The 19,224-nt window shown below is 36.6% G+C and carries 21 protein-coding genes; 10 read left to right on the top strand and 11 right to left on the bottom strand.

All coding sequences use genetic code 11. From position 1 onward, the window contains the following. Nucleotides 1–8: 8 nt before the first annotated feature. The gene (locus ODE14_RS13170) at nt 9–353 is read left to right on the top strand and encodes a DUF1801 domain-containing protein (RefSeq protein ID WP_248389731.1); all 345 of its coding nucleotides are present in this window, start codon (nt 9–11) and stop codon (nt 351–353) included. A gap of 161 nt (nt 354–514) precedes the next feature. Here the strand turns inward: ODE14_RS13170 and ODE14_RS13175 are convergent, their stop codons facing one another. The 6 genes from ODE14_RS13175 to rsfS all read right to left on the bottom strand — a co-directional run bounded on the left by ODE14_RS13175 (nt 515) and on the right by rsfS (nt 6,694). Further along, entirely contained in the window at nt 515–1,843 is a 1,329-nt protein-coding gene (locus tag ODE14_RS13175; protein ID WP_263601758.1) for a peptide-N-glycosidase F-related protein, read from the bottom strand. 181 nt (nt 1,844–2,024) lie between these two features. Continuing rightward, entirely contained in the window at nt 2,025–2,678 is a 654-nt protein-coding gene (locus ODE14_RS13180) for a phosphatidylserine decarboxylase family protein (RefSeq protein WP_263601759.1), read from the bottom strand. A gap of 4 nt (nt 2,679–2,682) precedes the next feature. Continuing rightward, nucleotides 2,683–3,555, bottom strand: coding sequence for a phosphatidate cytidylyltransferase (locus ODE14_RS13185; RefSeq protein WP_248389722.1), 873 nt, complete (start codon nt 3,553–3,555; stop codon nt 2,683–2,685). Nucleotides 3,556–3,581: 26 nt separating this feature from the next. Beyond that, complete coding sequence (locus ODE14_RS13190; protein ID WP_263601760.1) at nt 3,582–4,163, bottom strand: lactate utilization protein; 582 nt, start codon at nt 4,161–4,163, stop codon at nt 3,582–3,584. Between the two features lie 134 nt (nt 4,164–4,297). Next, nucleotides 4,298–6,310, bottom strand: a complete 2,013-nt coding sequence (ftsH, locus tag ODE14_RS13195; protein ID WP_263601761.1) for an ATP-dependent zinc metalloprotease FtsH — start codon at nt 6,308–6,310, stop codon at nt 4,298–4,300. A gap of 15 nt (nt 6,311–6,325) precedes the next feature. Continuing rightward, nucleotides 6,326–6,694 carry a ribosome silencing factor gene (gene rsfS / locus ODE14_RS13200; protein ID WP_029298073.1) on the bottom strand — a complete coding sequence of 123 codons (369 nt, stop codon included), beginning with the start codon at nt 6,692–6,694 and terminating at the stop codon, nt 6,326–6,328. Nucleotides 6,695–6,780: 86 nt separating this feature from the next. On the opposite strand from rsfS, the gene ODE14_RS13205 reads away from it, so the two are divergent. Next, nucleotides 6,781–7,497, top strand: coding sequence for a biotin--[acetyl-CoA-carboxylase] ligase (locus ODE14_RS13205; RefSeq protein ID WP_263601762.1), 717 nt, complete (start codon nt 6,781–6,783; stop codon nt 7,495–7,497). On the opposite strand, the gene ODE14_RS13210 is transcribed toward ODE14_RS13205, so the two are convergent. From ODE14_RS13210 to ODE14_RS13225, 4 genes are all read right to left on the bottom strand, one after another. Beyond that, nucleotides 7,491–8,600, bottom strand: a complete 1,110-nt coding sequence (locus tag ODE14_RS13210; protein WP_263603842.1) for an LptF/LptG family permease — start codon at nt 8,598–8,600, stop codon at nt 7,491–7,493. The two genes, ODE14_RS13205 and ODE14_RS13210, sit on opposite strands and share 7 nt — an antisense overlap. A gap of 105 nt (nt 8,601–8,705) precedes the next feature. After that, entirely contained in the window at nt 8,706–9,839 is a 1,134-nt protein-coding gene (gene tgt / locus ODE14_RS13215) for a tRNA guanosine(34) transglycosylase Tgt (RefSeq protein WP_248389701.1), read from the bottom strand. 7 nt (nt 9,840–9,846) lie between these two features. After that, complete coding sequence (locus tag ODE14_RS13220) at nt 9,847–10,224, bottom strand: DUF4296 domain-containing protein (protein WP_263601763.1); 378 nt, start codon at nt 10,222–10,224, stop codon at nt 9,847–9,849. A 73-nt stretch (nt 10,225–10,297) separates the two neighbouring features. Beyond that, entirely contained in the window at nt 10,298–11,014 is a 717-nt protein-coding gene (locus ODE14_RS13225) for a polyprenol monophosphomannose synthase (protein WP_248389697.1), read from the bottom strand. Between the two features lie 175 nt (nt 11,015–11,189). Between ODE14_RS13225 and ODE14_RS13230 the strand changes: the two genes are divergently transcribed. The 4 genes from ODE14_RS13230 to ODE14_RS13245 all read left to right on the top strand — a co-directional run bounded on the left by ODE14_RS13230 (nt 11,190) and on the right by ODE14_RS13245 (nt 14,985). Then, entirely contained in the window at nt 11,190–11,759 is a 570-nt protein-coding gene (locus ODE14_RS13230; RefSeq protein WP_263601764.1) for a DUF4271 domain-containing protein, read from the top strand. A gap of 12 nt (nt 11,760–11,771) precedes the next feature. Continuing rightward, nucleotides 11,772–12,512 carry a uroporphyrinogen-III synthase gene (locus tag ODE14_RS13235; protein ID WP_248394978.1) on the top strand — a complete coding sequence of 247 codons (741 nt, stop codon included), beginning with the start codon at nt 11,772–11,774 and terminating at the stop codon, nt 12,510–12,512. Between the two features lie 87 nt (nt 12,513–12,599). After that, the gene (locus tag ODE14_RS13240; protein WP_248389695.1) at nt 12,600–14,648 is read left to right on the top strand and encodes a S9 family peptidase; all 2,049 of its coding nucleotides are present in this window, start codon (nt 12,600–12,602) and stop codon (nt 14,646–14,648) included. Next, nucleotides 14,641–14,985: a hypothetical protein gene (locus tag ODE14_RS13245; RefSeq protein ID WP_248389692.1), complete on the top strand. Its 345-nt coding sequence runs from the start codon at nt 14,641–14,643 to the stop codon at nt 14,983–14,985. The genes ODE14_RS13240 and ODE14_RS13245 overlap by 8 nt, the downstream gene beginning before the upstream one ends. A 117-nt stretch (nt 14,986–15,102) precedes the next feature. On the opposite strand, the gene ODE14_RS13250 is transcribed toward ODE14_RS13245, so the two are convergent. Further along, a complete protein-coding gene (locus ODE14_RS13250; RefSeq protein ID WP_263601765.1) occupies nt 15,103–15,600 on the bottom strand; it encodes an SRPBCC family protein in 498 nt (165 codons plus the stop codon). A gap of 195 nt (nt 15,601–15,795) precedes the next feature. Here ODE14_RS13250 and ODE14_RS13255 point away from each other — a divergent pair, with 195 nt between their 5' ends. From ODE14_RS13255 to ODE14_RS13270, 4 genes are all read left to right on the top strand, one after another. Further along, nucleotides 15,796–17,343 carry a sensor histidine kinase gene (locus ODE14_RS13255; protein WP_263601766.1) on the top strand — a complete coding sequence of 516 codons (1,548 nt, stop codon included), beginning with the start codon at nt 15,796–15,798 and terminating at the stop codon, nt 17,341–17,343. A gap of 79 nt (nt 17,344–17,422) precedes the next feature. Beyond that, nucleotides 17,423–18,109, top strand: coding sequence for a response regulator transcription factor (locus ODE14_RS13260; protein WP_027380477.1), 687 nt, complete (start codon nt 17,423–17,425; stop codon nt 18,107–18,109). 70 nt (nt 18,110–18,179) lie between these two features. Next, entirely contained in the window at nt 18,180–18,809 is a 630-nt protein-coding gene (locus ODE14_RS13265; RefSeq protein ID WP_263601767.1) for a hypothetical protein, read from the top strand. 19 nt (nt 18,810–18,828) lie between these two features. Beyond that, the gene (locus tag ODE14_RS13270) at nt 18,829–19,194 is read left to right on the top strand and encodes a hypothetical protein (protein ID WP_263603843.1); all 366 of its coding nucleotides are present in this window, start codon (nt 18,829–18,831) and stop codon (nt 19,192–19,194) included. The last annotated feature ends 30 nt before the right edge of the window (nt 19,195–19,224 follow it).

Consider the following 19,224-nt stretch of genomic DNA (forward strand, 5'->3'; position numbering starts at 1 on the left):
TTTCAATAATGAATCCCATACAAGAGTATTTCTACAGACTGGAAGAGCCTGCAAGAAGTACTCTTCTTTTTTTACGCGAAAAAATCCTGAAATCCGACACGGAAAATATCACCGAAACGTTCAGCTTCGGATTGCCTTTTTTCAAATACAGGAAGAAAATGCTGTGTTATTTTAATTTCAGCAAAAAACATAAGAAATATTATATCAGCTTTTACCACGGCGACAGGATTGATCATCCGGAACTTCTTCAGGAAGGCAGAAAGAAATTCAAAATACTGTTAATTGATCCGACAGAAGATTTATCCCTTGAATTAATTTTAAGTTTGATTGATAAGGTTAAAAAGGTTTATTAATTACATTAAGCTTGTTTTCAGAAAATGGTTTCTGTACATTTTTAAATTTTGAACTGATGATAATTAAAGTGAACTTCCATTAATAAAAAGATCCCAACGTTTTAGAACATCGGGATTTTTATAATATTTTAAATACTTAATTTATATATCGAAGTTGATCTTTATTTTTTTATTATTTTATGCTTAAACTGAAGTCCGCCTTCAAGAGTAATATCCAAAATATAAACTCCAGCAGGATAATCTGAAAGATCTACTTTTGAATCTCTTACCTCATTTAATTTTCTTGCTTCTGCAGAATAAACAGCAATACTATTTATCTTTTTATCTGAACGGATATTCACAAAATCCGCTGTTGGATTTGGAAAGACAGAGACATCAAGCATAGAAACATCCTTTACAGATAATTGCTGGCTATTGCTCTGCATATACATTGAAAGGACGATTCTTCCATCCTGCCCATAAAAAATAGCTGTGGGTACTTCGTATTTTATTGTATGATTTCCTGCAGATAAAGAACCTGCGGTAAAGCTCCTGATAGGCACAGCATCACCCGGACACCAGTTATTCCAGGAAGTCCACCATGAATCAGGCTTTGGGCTGGCCCCGTAAATTCCGTTTCCCTGGGTATTATACATCCGGTAAGGCTCACATGAGGTTCCTCCGGGAGTAAAGGTCAAAACCTGACTATTGTCAAGGGATATAAAGTTTTGCCTTCTTACATATTCTTCTCCGTTGGTATTCGCTCCGTGAGGGGTTGAAACAATAAAAAATTTAGCATTGCTAACGCTTTGTGTAAGATTAAAATTAATAAGCCTCACTGTTTCACCCGGCTGGTCCGTATTATTATAATTATTGAGTTCATTAGAGTCTAAAAGCGGCAGTAAGCTATTGAATGTTGCTGTAACAGAAGGATCATTATAAGTAATAAAGCTAAGGGTTCCCGTAAATACATCATTTCTTCCGGCACAACCTGCAACCTGAGTATTTGCTGCATAAGGCACCCCGAAAACATCCAGTTCTATCCAAATATCATACGCATTCCGTATTGCCATATTACTGAAAACAGAATAAAGGTTATCTACCTGAAAAGAATAAGGAACTTCTGTTGGAGAAAGATTTTTGTTCATGAAAGGAGTAATATATCTTCCTATTTCTAATCTTTTTACAGAAGTATCGTTTAATGTATAAGAATTCTGACCTTTCGGAACCATTGCCAGATGAACACCCCCGATTCTGTCATAATTATCGCAAAGCGCTCCGATAGTTACGTTCATCTGAATTTTATTCTGAAAAGAATTGAGCTCTGCATCTGTTAATTTTTTTGCATATCTGAAATTAGAAAGCTTGATAGTATTTGGTGGTACCACCACAAAAACATTGGATGCGTACCCGTCATAAAATACAATTTGAGAAAATACATCCACCGATGTCTGGGCTGCAATTTTGCAAAGTCCTGTAAAAATTATTAAAGAAAGTAAATATTTTTTCATGAATATTAAATTATTCACCAAAAATACAAATTTAACTACCTCGAAATACCACAAAGTATCAAATAAGTATCAAAATAATTACTATAATATTATATTGATATAAATCTGCTAATGACTTTAATGATATTAATAAAGAAGACCGCTCCATCAGAAGCGGCCTTACCGTATTTTTAATAATTAATTACTCTTTCATTCTTGCAATTACATCCAATCCTCCTTTTGTAATGTCGCCGATCTTACAGATAATCTCAGTATCCAGAGGAAGAAAAACATCCATCCGCGACCCAAATTTAATAAAGCCGAACTCGTGGCCTGCTTTCGCCTCATCCCCTTCATTGCAATAGAAAACAATTCTTCTGGCTACATATCCCGCAATCTGACGGAAGACTACCTGATGATTGGTAAGGCTCTCCACCGCGACGGTAGTTCTTTCGTTTTCCGTAGAAGACTTCTCATGCCATGCTACAAGATATTTTCCGGGGTGATATTTTTTGTAAATTACTTTTCCTGAAACCGGATATCTGCAGATATGAACATTAAGCGGAGACATAAATATAGAAACCTGAATTGCTTTTCCTTTTATAAATTCATCTTCTTCCACTTCTTTTATCATTACTACCTTTCCGTCTACCGGGGCAATTACATTTTCCCTATGATCAAGGATATCACGGTTTGGCACCCTGAAGAACCAGAATACAAGACTGTAAATAACCAATAAAGGCAGAATGATCACCAGTGACCACATTTCAAGGAAATAAATGGCCAATGCACTCAAAATGATAAACAATAAGGAGGCAACGGTGATTGTTCCTTTCGATTCTCTGTGTAATTTCATGAGATTAAATAAATTTTTCTAATATAAAGTACAAATATACGACAGGAACGCAGATTAAAAAACTATCAAGCCGATCTAATACTCCACCATGTCCCGGAATGATGTTTCCGCTGTCTTTAACACCAAAATTTCTTTTCAGCTGGCTTTCCACAAGATCTCCTACAGGAGCGAATGCGGCCACCAGAAATCCTACTACCATCCAGTTTCCACGAAGATCAGAATGATAATATTCGATAAAATAAGATAATACCAAAGTAAGCACAACACCACCGATATATCCTTCCCAGGTTTTTTTAGGAGAAATTTTAGGTGCCATTTTATGTTTGCCAAAGAATTTCCCTGTTAAATAAGCAAAAGTATCACTGCTCCATATTAAAACAAAAAGGAAAAAAACTTCCAGTGTGAATCTATCATCAAATCTTGAAAATTTAGGAAGGCCTAATGCAAAACTGAATGGCAAAGCTACATAAATAACCGCAAAAATAAGTTTTCCGCTGTCATAATATAATTCATTAGGATATTTGAATAAAGTGACCACAGCGATGACTATTAAAAGCAGAGCCAGAATTTCACTGAACCTGAAATCAAAATAAAAATCAAAGCTGAAATATCTTTTAGAAAAAATATAAAAAATAAAGATGATCAGTGGAAGAACCACCCATCTTTCGTACCCGTTGCCAAATTTCAGGATTTTAAAGCATTCCCATGAGCTTGCTCCTAAAAGAAACGTAATCAGTCCGTAGTAAAGATATTCCTGTTTAATAAGATCGGGACTTATATTATTGATGAGCTTTGCTCCAAAAGGAGTTGTACAAAGAATGATGATTGCTACATAAACAATTCCTGACAGGGTTCTTTGAATAAGGTTTTTGTCCAAAATTTTAAAAATTTATACGTTGATGCCTAATCTTCAAGCAACAATAAAAAAAGTTTGGTGTTGCTGTTGGAAGAAGTATCCAGTTTCGACTGTGCTCCGCTGATAGAAGTAAGGTTTTTGATATTCCCGTTTCTTTTGATTTTCCCCATCGCGTCATTGAGGTTATTCACGATCTGTGAAACGTTAGCCATTACAATAATCTTGTTGGGCAGTCTTGAAGAGTGGTAATGCAAAATATTATTATGGGAAAGCATAATTCTCCCGTCGTAGGCAATAAGATATTCACAGGTGATAAAACTTGCGTCATTATTACCCTGAAGTTCTTCAGTGTAAGGAGTTTTTACAACATTTAAAAAATTCTGGAGATCTTTATCCCAGCAGAAAACATTGCTGATTCCCTCTATTTTGATAATCTGGTGTAGTGTTTTTAATGCCTCTGCTTCATCCGCACAGTAATTGAAAAATCCTCCTGAATGAGTAAACAATTGGGCAAATTTATAGTCAAGATCCGCATTTTTAAGCGAATCTCCGAGCTTTTCCAGACTTGGCTTTTCTTCTTCTTCAGACTGGTTGGTAAGTTTGCTTACAATCCTCTTGAATAAATTCAATTTAATTTATTTTTTTAGACACTTATACAAAAATATAAAATTATCATATAGAAATCTAAAAACGTGCCGATAAATATGAAAAAACCTGACAAATCGGAGACTGTCAGGTTTTTCTAATCTATTTCAAAAGATTTTTAGATTTGTGTAGGACTTTCAGGTGCCTGAATTTCACTATCTTCCTCTTTATCTTTAATGATAATTTCTTCATTCGGCTGCTGTGAGGCAGGAATCGTATTGGTAACCGGTTTTTCCGTTAATTCCGGGTCCCAAGCCCTTTTTCCGAATACTTCTTCAAGATCTTCTCGGAAAATTACTTCTTTTTCCAGAAGTTTATTGGCAAGCGCATCGAGCTTATCCTTATTTTCAGTCAGAATCTGAACGGCACGGTCATACTGAGTTTCAATAATGCCTTTGATCTCTATATCGATTTTTTTTGCTGTTTCCTCAGAATATGGTTTTCCGAAATTATATTCAGACTGGCCTGAACTGTCATAATAAGATATATTACCGATATTCGGGCTTAATCCGTAGATCGTAACCATTGCCTGTGCTCTTTTCGTAACACTTTCCAAATCAGAAAGAGCTCCTGTCGAAATATTGTTAAAGATTACCTGCTCTGCAGCTCTTCCCCCTAAAGTAGCACACATTTCGTCGAGCATTTGCTCAGTAGTCGTCAGCTGTCTTTCTTCCGGAAGATACCATGCTGCTCCTAAAGAACGTCCTCTCGGAACAATCGTTACCTTTAAAAGAGGTGAAGCGTGTTCTACCAACCATGAAATGGTAGCATGTCCTGCTTCATGATAAGCCACTCTTTTCTTTTCAGAAGGTTTAATCGCTTTATTTTTCTTTTCAAGACCACCGATAATACGGTCTACCGCATCAAGGAAATCCTGTTTTGTAACTGAAGTATGGTTGTTTCTTGCCGCAATTAATGCCGCCTCATTACATACATTGGCAATATCTGCACCGCTGAAACCAGGGGTTTGTTTTGCTAAAAACTCTCGGTCTACATTATCATCAAGCTTGATTTTCTTTAAATGCACATCAAAGATCTGTCTTCTTTCATGCAATTCAGGAAGATCAACATAGATGGAGCGATCGAAACGCCCTGCTCTCATCAATGCCTTATCAAGAATATCCGCTCTGTTGGTTGCAGCCATTACGATGACGTTGGTATCTGTTCCGAAACCGTCCATTTCCGTAAGAAGCTGGTTTAATGTATTTTCTCTTTCATCATTTCCGCCTGAGAAGTTGTTTTTCCCTCTGGCACGACCAATCGCATCAATCTCGTCGATAAAAATAATTGCCGGTGATTTAGCTTTAGCCTGAGCAAATAAATCTCTTACTCTGGAAGCTCCTACTCCCACAAACATTTCCACGAAATCAGAACCTGAAAGTGAGAAGAAAGGAACCTTAGCTTCCCCTGCCACTGCTTTTGCCAATAGCGTTTTACCGGTTCCCGGAGGCCCTACCAAAAGTACTCCTTTAGGAATTTTACCTCCCAGTTTCGTATATTTTTCTGAATTTTTAAGGAAATCCACTACTTCCTGTACTTCTTCTTTCGCCCCTTCTAATCCTGCAACATCTTTGAAAGTCACCTGAATTCTTTCTTTCTCATCAAAAAGTTTTGCTTTGGATTTACCGATGGAGAAAATCTGTCCTCCGGGGCCGCCTCCGCTTCCCATTCTTCTGAAAAGAAGGAAATAAAATAATCCTAAAATAGCGATCCAGATTAATGCCTGAATCAGAATACTCATCAACGGGCTTTCACCTTCTGCATAATCTTTAGATGTGGTAATCTGAGGATTCTGTTGTTTTAAAGCATCGAATTTTTCAAGAAATAATCTCAGGTCTCCATATTTAAGCGTGTAATCTGCTTTTGGTGCCATCGAGAGGCTTGAAAAAGGGTTTGCTTTATCGTCTTTTTTTACGGTAGCTGTCTTGGCAGCCTGTGTTAAAAACACGTCAGCCTTCTGGGCTTGTTTATCTATTAAAACTCTCTGGATTTTTCCTGCCTGCATTTCTTTAAAGAAACCATCTTCGTCGATTGTCTTTGCTCCGCTGTCACCCATGGAATTAACCACAAAGAACAGCACGAGTGCCACAATCATGATAGGAAAAAACCAGTTAAATCCTTTATTGTTCATTGATACTTTTTAAAATTAAAATTCATTTTCGATTCTGGTAATGACAGCGTCACCCCAGAGTTCCTCTATATCGTAATACTCACGTACCTGTTTCTGGAAAATATGGACAACTACTGAAACATAGTCTACCAGCACCCACATTGCATTTTCAGTCCCTTCTACATGCCAAGGTCTTTCTTTAAGCTCGTTTCTCACTTTCTTTTCAACACTACCTGCGAGTGCGGCTACCTGCGTGTTTGAGTTTCCGCTGCATATCACAAAGGTCTCTGCGACAGAGTTTTCAATGTTTGAAAGATCGAAGATCATGATATCTTCTCCTTTTACATCCTGAATTGCCTCAACGATTTTATCTAATAATTCTTGTTTTTCTGCTGTTTTATTCATTAAAAAATACTATAATCTGCAAATTTATTGTTTTTCTTTCACTTTAGCCTTACTTTTAGCCCCCGAAAGTCTTAAAGTTTTCTTAAATGAGTCAACTCTTCTATTTAAAAGAATGCTCTTCTACTAATGACGAAATTTCCAAGTTTTTACTTTATGAAAATTCTGATTTTGTTGCGCTTCACACTTTTAACCAAACCCGGGGCAGGGGTCAATACGGAAATACATGGTCATCAGCCGCTGAAAAAAATTTAGCCTATACTCTAGCGATAAAGGCGGAAAATTTTTCGTTGTCCGGTTTCATGTTCAATTATTATACCGCAATTCTTATTCATGATTTCCTGGCCAATTTGACTGGAAATACCGTAAAAATAAAATGGCCTAATGATATCATCCTTAAAAATAAAAAAATCGTCGGAATTCTGATTGAAAAGAAAAAAATTAATCAAAATAATTATTTTATCGTTGGCGCAGGCTTTAATATCCTTCAGGAAAAATTTGATGAAATATCAAATGCAGGCTCTATTTTAACACAAACAGGGCAATATTTCAATCTAAATGACTTCACGCAAGCTCTTCATGATTTTCTCGTTGAAAACTTTAATAAATTCCCCTCTGAAGATGAAATAATGAGCCGTTTCAATAACAGTCTGTTCAGAAAAGATGAGATTTCTGTATTTGAACTTAACGAAAAGAGACAAAATGGCATTATTAAAAATGCTGACAGAAATGGAAATCTATGGATTGACCTGGAGAATGATGGTTTACATTCATTTTATCACAAAGAAATAAAACTGCTTTACTGATTGGCTCTTTTCAGGTATAAGTATAGGGCAAGAGGAGAAAAAACAATGTTCGGAAACCACATCGCAAGAACCGGAGACATACTTTTATTCTCTGAAACCACTTTCAGGGCTTCAAATGAGAATACAAATACAAAGGCAAGCGAGATCCCTACCGCAAGGTTAATTCCCAGCCCTCCACGTTTTTTTTGTGAAGAAAGCGAAAGCGCCAGAAAGGTAAGTATTACAATAGAAACAGGCATAGAAGTTCTCTGGTAAAGCTCATTCAGGTGGGCATTCAGATTGCTGTTTCCTTTTTCGGTTTCTCTTTGAATGAACTTGAGAAGTTCCGGAGTTGTTTTATTTTGTCCTAACAATTCATTAGGAAAGAGCTCTTCGGGATCATGACCGAAACTTTTCTTTATATCAAATCCATTTGACAGTTTTTCGGTGTCATCTTTATTGATGGTTTTTTCTGTATAAGAATTCAGTACAAAAACTTTTTTATCCTTATCCCAGGAAGCATCCGAAGCTTTAAGTTCGTACACCATCTTTCGGTTTTTATCGAACTTCTGGTAAATAAATCCAGATCCTCTTTTCTCCCGCTTATTCCAGGAATTGATAAAAATATATTCCGTTTTGCTGAGCTGTGCGGAAACCGGAGCTGTCCCCAACACTTTCTCTTTATTGGCAGCATTATACGTATACGCTTCGAGCTGATTTTTCTGAATATTTGCCCAGGGCAATACAAAATGGTTAATTCCTAAAGAAATTACAGCGATAAAAAGTGAAGTAAGCAAATAAGGCCTTGCAAACCTGTGGAAACTTGCCCCACTACTGATAATAGCAACAATTTCCGTGTTGTTTGCCATTCTGGACGTAAAATAGATCACTGAAATAAATACCAGAATAGAAAGAAATGTCATCACAAGATTAACAATCCAGAACGGATAAAAATGAACCAGAAAATAGGTAAGGTTTAATTTCGGATCAATAGCGGTAGCGTTTTCAATTCTGGGAATTTTCTGCTGAACATCAATCACCAGAACAACTACAGACAGCAATATCAGCATGAAACTGAAGGTTCCAAGGTACTTTCTTACAATATATCTGTCTATAATTTTCAGCATTATTTTATTTTTTAATGCGTTATAAATTGGTTTTATGTTTGATAGGATTTACATCCTAATTTAGGTCGTCCCTTCGGGACTTCTATTTTGATATTTTTAAATTTACAATCGTTGACGAAGAACCGGAACAACCGAATTTTTCCATTCATAAAAATCTCCCGCTAAGATATGTTCTCTAGCAACTTTCACCAAATCCAGATAAAAAGCTAAGTTATGAATAGAGGCAATCTGTTTGGCAAGATATTCTTTAGAAACAAACAAATGCCTTACATATGCTTTTGAATATTCTCTGTCTACGAAACTTGTTCCAAACTCATCCAGCGGCGAAAAGTCTTTTTTCCACTTTTCATTTTTCATATTCATTACCCCTTTCCATGTGAAAAGCATGGCATTTCTTGCGTTTCTTGTAGGCATCACGCAATCCATCATATCGATTCCCAGGCCGATTGATTCCAGGATATTCCATGGAGTTCCTACTCCCATAAGGTATCTTGGCTTTTCTTTTGGTAAAATATCGGTAACCTCATCGGTAATCCTGTACATTTCTTCTTCAGGCTCACCTACGGAAAGTCCGCCGATGGCATTTCCTTCAGCACCGGCTTCTGCGATTACCTGTGCGGATATTTTCCTTAAATCAGAATAGGTTGATCCCTGAACGATCGGAAACAACCTTTGTTTGTGTCCGTATAATTCGGGATTATTTTCTGTCCAGTCAATACATCTTTTCAGCCATCGGTGTGTAAGCTCCATGGATGATTTGGCCTGGTTGTATTCGCACGGATACGCAACACATTCATCAAAGGCCATAAAAATATCAGCACCGATCTGTCTTTGAATTTCCATGGATTTTTCTGGCGAAAACATGTGGTAACTTCCGTCGATGTGAGATTTGAATCTTGCACCTTCTTCAGACATCTTTCTGCTGCTTGCCAATGAAAACACCTGAAAGCCCCCGGAATCCGTTAAGATCGGAAGATCCCAGTTCATGAATTGATGAAGACCTCCTGCTTCCTGCATGGTGTCCATTCCCGGACGAAGGTATAAATGATAAGTGTTTCCCAGAATAATCTGGGCTTTGATATCTTCTTTTAATTCTCTCTGGTGAACTGTTTTCACACTTGCTACCGTTCCAACAGGCATAAAAATCGGGGTTTGGATCTTACCGTGATCTGTAGTAAGCTCTCCGGCTCTTGCCTTTCCCTGAGAGGTTTTTTCTATGGTAAAAAACTTTTGCATTTTATAATTATCTTGATAAAAGAGGAAGATTTTCAGTATTCCCGGTCTTACTCATTTTATCCTTTACATATTTTCCCGCCTTCGGATCTTTTTTCAACAATATTTCCTGCGCATCTTCAACAATCCCGTTCATTTTCTCCTTCACCACATAATATTTAAAGCTTTCAATATAATCCGCTGAGTTTACATGATGGGTTTTGAGAACATATCTTGTTCCTGCCTCAAGATTTGAATTCGGATACATGAAAGTTGCCTGATCGTTGATGGCCAGATCTGCCATAATTTCAGCCATTTTATCCTGTGAAACAAGATTTTTTGGCTTATCAATATAATCTCCGCATGAGAATAAAGATATCAGTACGAAGAAGAAGATCAATTTTTTCATCAGTTAATTTTTATCTGTTTTGATGAAACTCTGCAGACACCTATTCTGAGCGAATATTTATACCGCATCATTTTCATAATCTGTTGATGATTGATTTCCATTTTAAATTTAAAACTCCAAAAACCGCCTCATGAATGATTCCGCCATTCATTTTGCTTTCTCCCAGGATCCTGTTGGTAAAAATAATAGGTACTTCTACAATTTTGAATCCTTTTTTAAAAGTTCGGAATTTCATTTCGATCTGAAACCCATATCCTTTTAATCTCACATTATCCAATCCGATTTCTTCCAATACGTTTCTTGAAAAACAGACAAAACCTGCTGTTGTATCATGAATAGGAAGTCCCAAAACAAATCGCACGTATTTTGAAGCAAAATAGGAAAGCAAAACCCTTCCCATTGGCCAGTTCACAACATTTACCCCTTTAGAATATCTTGATCCGATGGCCATATCAGCATTCAGACACGCCTCATAAAGCTTCGGAAGATCAGCCGGGTTGTGGGAAAAATCTGCATCCATCTCAAAAATATAATCGTATTTATTTTCAATGGCCCATTTAAACCCGTGAATATATGCCTTTCCTAATCCGTCTTTCACTCTTCTTACTGATAAATGCAAAAAGTGGGGATGTGTTTTCTGCAATTCTTTTACCTGCTCTGCGGTGCCATCGGGAGACGAATCATCTACTACCAGAATATGAAAGTCATCTTCCAATGCAAAAACTGCGGAAATAATATTTTCAATATTTTCCTTTTCGTTATAGGTGGGAATGATGACGAGCTTTTTCATTTCAGTTTGCAAAGATAGTTTATTTAACCTTTTTATTTTATACAAAATAATCTATAATTTTGCAAAAAAATACCCTTTGCCGTTATCACAACATTTTACAAATCACATAAGAATACCTGAGAACAACGATTGGGTGATCTTTATATTGTTGGGCTGCATCTTTTTGTACCTTTTTATGATGAATATCATTGAGAGGGGAGCCAATTTAAAAGACTTTCTGCTACAGAAATATTTTGATGCGAGTAACAATCTTCCGAGCTGGGCGATCACTTCCTGCGTTACCGCTCTTACTTTATCCGTACTGATTTCGCAGTATATTCCTACTGTCCCAAAGTATATTGCCGATCTTCAGGTCTTGGGATATCAGCTGAACAAATTCGGATTCTGTTTACTTGCAGTGATCTTTTTTTATATGATTAAATCCGGTTTGGGATTTTTATTTTTTCAGAGTACGGGTGGCGGAAAAAAGTGGACTGTTTTTTATTTTACCGCGACAAAATTTTATTTTATACTGTCTTTCATCCTTATTGTTTTATGTGTAACTCACTATTATTTCCCGCTGGACAGAAATAAAATGTTTTTGTATTACTTCTACTTTTTTTCTTTTGTATTCATTTTCAAGGTTTTTTTCTATTTATTTCATAAGAATAACATCTTACCTGAAAAATGGTATTATAAATTTTTGTATATTTGCACCCTCCAAATTGCACCTCTTTTGTTGCTTTGGAAATTATTATTTTTTTAATAACTGTCAATGATGAGAATAAAGTCAATATTGGTTTCTCAACCAGCGCCAAGTGAGTCGTCTCCGTACCTGGATATTGCAAAGAAGGAAAAGATAAAAATAGATTTCCGCCCTTTCATCCACGTAGAAGGAGTTGACAATAAAGAATTGAGAACACAGAAGATCGATCTTACGCAATATACCGGAATTATTTTCACGAGTAAAAATGCGATTGATCATTACTTCAGATTAGCAGAAGAGCTGCGTTTTGCGGTTCCTGACACGATGAGATACATCTGCCAGTCTGAAGCAATTGCCAATTATCTTCAGAAACATATTGTGTACAGAAAAAGAAAGATCAGCTTCGGAGAAAAGAATTTTTCGGATCTTCTTCCTTTATTCAAAAAATTCCCGACAGAGAAATACCTTTTGCCATCTTCTGATGTATTGAGCCCTGATATTGTGAAAACAATGGAAGCCTCCAATGTAGACTGGAAAAGAGCCATCATGTACAGAACGGTTTGCAGCGATCTTACCGATATCAATGTAAAAGATTACGACATGCTGATATTCTTCAGTCCGCAGGGTATTAAATCATTACAGCAGAATTTCCCGGACTTCAAACAGGAAGAAACAAAAATTGGCGTTTTCGGAACCACAACGTTGGCTGCTGCTGAAGAAGCAGGGCTGAAAGTAGATCTTATGGCGCCTACAAAGGAAACTCCGTCTATGACAATGGCTCTGGAAAAGTTTATCAAATCGCTTCACAAGTAAGTTTTACGATAAAATATAAAGCAACCGTCTTTTCATACAGAAAAGATGGTTTTTTTTTAACTAAATTTGAACAAGAATTAATATTGAATGGAAGCTCCAAAGGCAAAAAAAATAGAAAAAATCCTTGAAACACACAGTGATAAAAGAATTGACAATTATTTCTGGCTTAATGAAAGGGAAAATCCGGAGGTCATAAAATACCTTGAAGAAGAAAATGCCTACGCTGATTTCGTCATGAAAGATACGGAACCACTGCAGGAACAACTTTTTGAAGAAATGAAAGCCCGTTACAAAAAAGATGATGAATCATTACCTTATTTTTTCAACGGGTACTGGTATATTGTTCGTTATGAAGAAGGAAAAGAATATCCTATTTTCTGCAGAAAGCAGAAAAGCTTAGACAACAATGAAGAAATAATTCTTGATGTTAATATTCTGGCGGAGGGCGAAAGCTATTTCGAAGTGGGAAGCGTTGCCGTTTCTCCGAATAATGAACTCGCTTCCTTTTCAACGGACAATGTAAGCCGTAGAATTTACAGCATCAATTTTAAAGATTTAAAAACAGGCAAAATCCTTTCGGATAAAATTGAAAATACCACTGGAAAAGCAGTCTGGACCAATGATAATGAACATGTTTTTTATATCAGAAAAGATGAAAGCTTAAGAGCTTTTCAGGTATTCAGGCATAAACTTGGAACGGATACTTCAGAAGATGTTTTAATTTTCCATGAAAAAGATGATACTTTTGATGTGAATGTTTTTAAAACAAAATCTTTAGAATATATTTTTATCGCAAGCTCCAGCACCATTTCGGACGAACATCGATTTATTCCTTCGGATAACGTTTTTGCAGACTGGACAATTATTCAACCGAGAATCGACGACCTGGAATATTCTGTGGAGCACTATGAAGACGAATTTTATATCATCACTAATGCTGACGATGCATTTAATTTTAAAATCGTAAAAACAAAGATCAGCAACTGCGGCATAGAAAACTGGGTTGATGTTATTCCTCACCGCCCGGAAGTTCTCCTCGAAGGTTTCGAGATTTTTAAAAACTATCTTGTTCTGGAAGAAAGAGAACAAGGACTCCTGCAGATTAAGATCATTGATGAAAAAACGCAGGAATCTCATTATCTGCCTTTTTCAGATCCAACATATACGGCCTATATCGGAGTGAATCTTGAATTTGACACAGAAGTATTACGCTATGGCTATACTTCCTTGACGCAACCAAGCTCAACATATGAATATAATATGAAGGAAAAAACCACCAAACTTCTTAAGCAACAGGAAGTTTTGGGCGGAAAATTCCTTGCAGAAAATTATATCTCCGAACGAATCTGGGCAGACTCAAGAGACGGAAATTCAAAAGTTCCGATTTCTTTGGTTTATCATAAAGACACAAAAAAATCTGCGGATACTCCTTTACTTTTGTATGGTTACGGAAGTTATGGACATACCGTAGACGCAAGTTTTTCGAATGTGAGGCTGTCAATTTTAGATAGAGGTTTTATTTATGCCATTGCTCATATCAGAGGCGGAGAATACCTTGGAAGAGAGTGGTACGAGGAAGGGAAAATGCTATTCAAAAAAAATACATTCTTCGATTTTATTGATGCCGCCAAATTTTTAGTGAAAGAAAATTATACGTCTGCGAAACATTTGTACGCGATGGGCGGAAGTGCGGGAGGTTTGCTTGTAGGTGCGGTTATGAATTACGAGCCATCTCTATTCAACGGTATTGTTGCTCAGGTTCCTTTTGTGGACGTGGTTACCACCATGTTGGACGAAACCATTCCATTAACGACTGGGGAATATGATGAATGGGGAAATCCAAACGATGAAGAATACTATCAATACATGAAGGAATATTCACCTTACGATAATATAGAAGCGAAAGAATACCCAAATGTACTGATTACAACAGGCTTGCATGATTCTCAGGTACAATACTGGGAACCCGCGAAATGGACTGCAAAGTTACGTGAGCTTAAAACCGACAATAACATTCTCATTTTCAAGACCGACATGAGCGCAGGCCACGGCGGAGCAAGCGGAAGATTTGAATCTTTAAAGGAAGACGCTTTAGAATATGCGTTTTTATTAAAATTAGAAAACAAAAATGATTAACGAAGCAGAATACTGGCAGAAAATAGAACAATTTTTCGTTGAAAATTTTGATACGGAAAAGAATGCACCGATAGAAACGTATCTGTTCCTGATTGGCCTTCAGGAACTGGGCAGCGGTCAGCAGAAATATACAAAAGACGACAAGGTGAATCTCATTCATATCGCAGTATGCAGATTACTGGAACCTTTCGGATACTATAAATTTTCTCACTACGATGATGACGGCTATCCCCATTTTGAAAAACTGGAAGATCTTCCCGAGCTGAAACCGAATGAACAGCAGCTTTTAATGAAAAAAGCGATCATTCAGTATTTTCAGGATGAAGAAATTGTTTAAATTAAAATGAAATAAAAAATGGAAAGTAAATACTTTCCATTTTTTGTGCTTTAATTTTGATTAAAGCCTGTGAAATTTTACATTAAAAAACGGACTAAAGTCCGCTCTTATTAATATTTAAATATCATAACTACTGAGAATACTTTCCAATTGATTTAAACCCGCTTTGAAACCTTGTTCAAATCCCATCTCCAAAAGCTGGTTCATCGCTTGTTCAGATGCAAAATGAATATTTACCGTTACTTTCGTACCCTCTTCCACTCCTGTAAATCCGAACAGCCATTTTGTTTCTGGAAAATCCGGGTTTGCATTTCCGTTTTCATCGCAGAAAAAGTCTGTCCCGTCGAAGCTCCTGTGTTCCGTTATTTCTCCGTACTTTACTTTAGCATAATGCCTTTCTCCTTCAGGACCTAGCATTGAATACAGCCATGTTCCCCCTTTTTTAAATTCGTGAGTTTTTGTTTCACATTGCCATGGTTTTGGAGCCCACCATTGATCAAGCAATTCGGATTTCGTGAAAAAATCCCAAATTACAGAAACTTCAGCATTATACATTTTCATGACATAAATACTGGCAGATTCCGGATCTCTGTTAAAAATGATTTCAGATTTCATATTAATATTTTATAGATACAAATCTAGTTTTTATTTAGAGAACACTCTTTTTCTATGATAAAGAATTAAAAATTTATAAATAAATGTTAAAAAACGCATTTTTAAGAAAAATTACACAATTTTATGGCTCGTTTTTTGTTTATGAACTCATAAAATATTTAATTTTAACATTCTGTTTTTTAAATTTATTAAGTAATGAATAATAAATTCATCCCAATAATATCGGTGTTTATGACGATTTCACTGATTGTATTCGTCACGCTCCAGTTTTATTGGCTGAAAAGATACTATGGTGCATTGGATCAGGATTTTTCTTCCAAAGTTTACTCTGCACTGGAAAATACATCAAAAATTATTGGTGAGGCTGAAGTGGATAAGTACCTGAATGTTGAAAATAAAGATTTCAGAAATACCATTCTTGCTAACAATAATCAGCCTTCTCTTACCACCATACAGCAGGTAGAAGATTCCGGAACACAGAGACAAATTGTCTACTCCAAAAGTATTATTGAAAAGAACCAGCTTCCCATTTCGCCAAAAGGAGACTCCCTGAATCTCACCAAACTGTATTCAGATGAAGCATCCTACAAAATAAAAAGAGATACTACTAACCGCGAGCTTCTCACCGCAGATATCAACCGTGATATTGAAAATGGTGATTATGCCATGAAAGAATTTGTGAAAGTAAGTGGTAATAACCTGCCGATTACTAAAAGAGTAGATGAAAAAACATTGGATTCCGTGATTACCAAAGAATTGAGGATAAGAGGAATTTCGGCGACTTTCGGATATGGAATTATCGATAAAAGCAATAGGCTTACGAGTGTTGCCAACAAACTGTACAAGGAAAAAAATAACAATAATACGTACAGCTATCCATTATTTACAGATTCTAAAGAAAGAACATTATATACGCTGGCGCTGGTTTTTCCTAAAAAGGAATATTCACTGGCAATGAACAACTGGCCGATGCTGCTTGGAACTTTCCTGTCTTTGCTTACGATTCTGGGAATTTACATTATCTCCATCAATTATATGATGAGACAGAAAAAACTGGCAGAAGTAAAAACGGATTTTATCAACAATATGTCTCATGAGTTTAAAACGCCGTTGGCAACCATTTCCGTAGCTACCGACTCTCTGGCAAATGATAAAATTGCAACCAATCCGGATAAGGTAAAATACTATTCCGAACTGATAAAACAGGAAAACCTGCGAATGAAAAAACAGGTGGAGAATGTATTAAACATGTCAAAGCTTGAACGAAATGAAGTAAAGCTGTTCTTAAAAGAAACCAATGTAAGAGAGCTCATTAAAAGGACGACAGAATCTTTTAATCTCATTATTCAGCAAAGAAACGGAACACTGATCCAGGAATTCAATGCAACGGAATATAATTTTAAAATTGATGAATTTCACATTTCCAATATGCTGGTAAATCTTCTGGATAATGCCAATAAGTATTCTCCCGAAGCACCCGAAATTTCTATAAAAACAAGAAATGAAGGACATTGGTATGTGATAGAAGTTTCAGACAAAGGAATGGGAATGGAAACCCAGAATAAAACGAAAATTTTCGAAAAATTCTTCAGAGAAGAAACAGGAAATATTCATAATGTAAAAGGACAGGGGTTAGGACTTTCTTACGTGAAAAAGATTGTAGAACTTCATAAAGGTCAGATCCTGGTAGATTCCCAAAAAGGAAAAGGTAGCATATTTACCATTAAGCTGCCGATGAATTAAATAAAAATCAACCAAATAAACAAATATAAGGAGAGAGTGACATGTTCATTCCAGTTGTTAAACATTAATAAGTCAAACTATGAGCAACAGAATATTATTAGTAGAAGACGACCAGAGTTTCGGGGCAGTACTGAAAGATTATTTAACCATCAATAACTTTGAAGTTACTCTGGCCACAGATGGAGAGCAGGGATTAAAAGAGTTCACCGAAAATGAATTCGACATCTGTATTTTCGATGTGATGATGCCTAAGAAAGACGGATTTTCACTAGCTGAAGACGTAAAAAAAATTGATAAAAATACACCTATTATTTTCCTGACAGCAAGAAATATGAGGGAAGACATCCTGAAAGGATACCAGCTGGGAGCAGATGATTATATCACCAAACCTTTTGATACGGAGTTGCTTCTGTATAAAATAAAAGCGATCCTTCAGAGAAGTTCAACGCTGGAAAATGAAGAACAGGAACAATTCAAAATCAGTAACATCTTCTTTGATTCCATGCTGAGACAGCTGAGAGTGGGAGACAATGAATATAAGCTTTCCCCTAAAGAAAACGAACTGCTGAAACTTCTGTGCATTCACAGAAATGATTTTATGCCAAGAGATCTTGCGCTAAGAAAAATCTGGAAAAAAGAGAACTACTTTACAGCAAGAAGTATGGATGTTTATATTGCAAAATTACGTAAGCTGCTGAAAGATGATGAAGGATTGGAAATCATCAACGTACATGGTGAAGGATTCAGGCTTTTGGTTAAAAATTAATTATAAAAATCCTTATGATAAATATAAATTAGCAAAACAATTCAAAATGTTTTGCTAATTTTGTTTTTATATGAAGAATATAATTTTTAGCGTAATTGCTATTTCTATAGTAACAGTTTCTTGTAAAAAAGACGAAAGGGCTACTTACATTAAAGAAGAAGCCGGTGTTCAGCAGCCTGCCATGACGGCAAATCAGGCTCCCAAAGCTTCATTGCTGGACCAGGCCGGAATCCAGCCTGCACAAACCCCTTCTGCAGCAGCAGCAGTTACAGCTCCCGGAATGAATCCTCCTCACGGACAGCCGGGCCACAGATGCGACATTCCTGTAGGACAGCCTCTGAACAGTAAACCTGCACAGGCTGCGACAGCAACAACTAATCAGGCACAAGCCATCCAGATTGATCCCAATTCTTTACAGCCCGGAAAATTCTCTGTGGAAAATGGAAAAGCTCAAAATATTAAAACAGCAAAAGGAATGAATCCGCCGCACGGTGAACCGGGCCACAGATGTGATATTCCCGTAGGACAGCCATTAAACAGCAAACCTGCCGCCCCTCAACCCGTACCGCAGAACATTGCCCAAAATACGCCTGCTCCTGCGCCTACGCCCGCACCGACAGGTCCAAAACCCGCTTTAAACCCGGCTCATGGAGAAGCCTGGCATAATTGCAGCGTAAAAGTTGGTGATCCTTTACCATAATTTTTGTATTTTTGCATTGATGAAACTCATTCAGATCATAACAATTGTTTTTTGTTTAGGAATTTTCCTGATTCCTAAGGATAACTTTTATGCTCAGAATAAGCAGGAAACATGCTGCAAAGAATCTTCGAAAAACTCATGCTGTAAAAAACAGCATACAGAACATTCTAAAGAAAATCACAGCAATAAACAGAAAAGTTCTTGTAATGATGATTGCTGCTCCTATTGTGCAATGTGTTACAGCTTTATAGAAACACCTTTTTCCAGAAGTCTTAAACTGGATATTTCATATTATAAATCCAACAAAAATCTAAATTTCCAGTACTCCGACCCTTATCTGTCTGGTCGTCTGAGAGAAATCTGGCACCCCCCGAAATTAGGTTAATTAATAAGAAATAACAATGTACAAGTTATC

The organism is Chryseobacterium sp. PET-29 (genome assembly GCF_025736815.1).
GTDB lineage: Bacteria > Bacteroidota > Bacteroidia > Flavobacteriales > Weeksellaceae > Chryseobacterium > Chryseobacterium nepalense.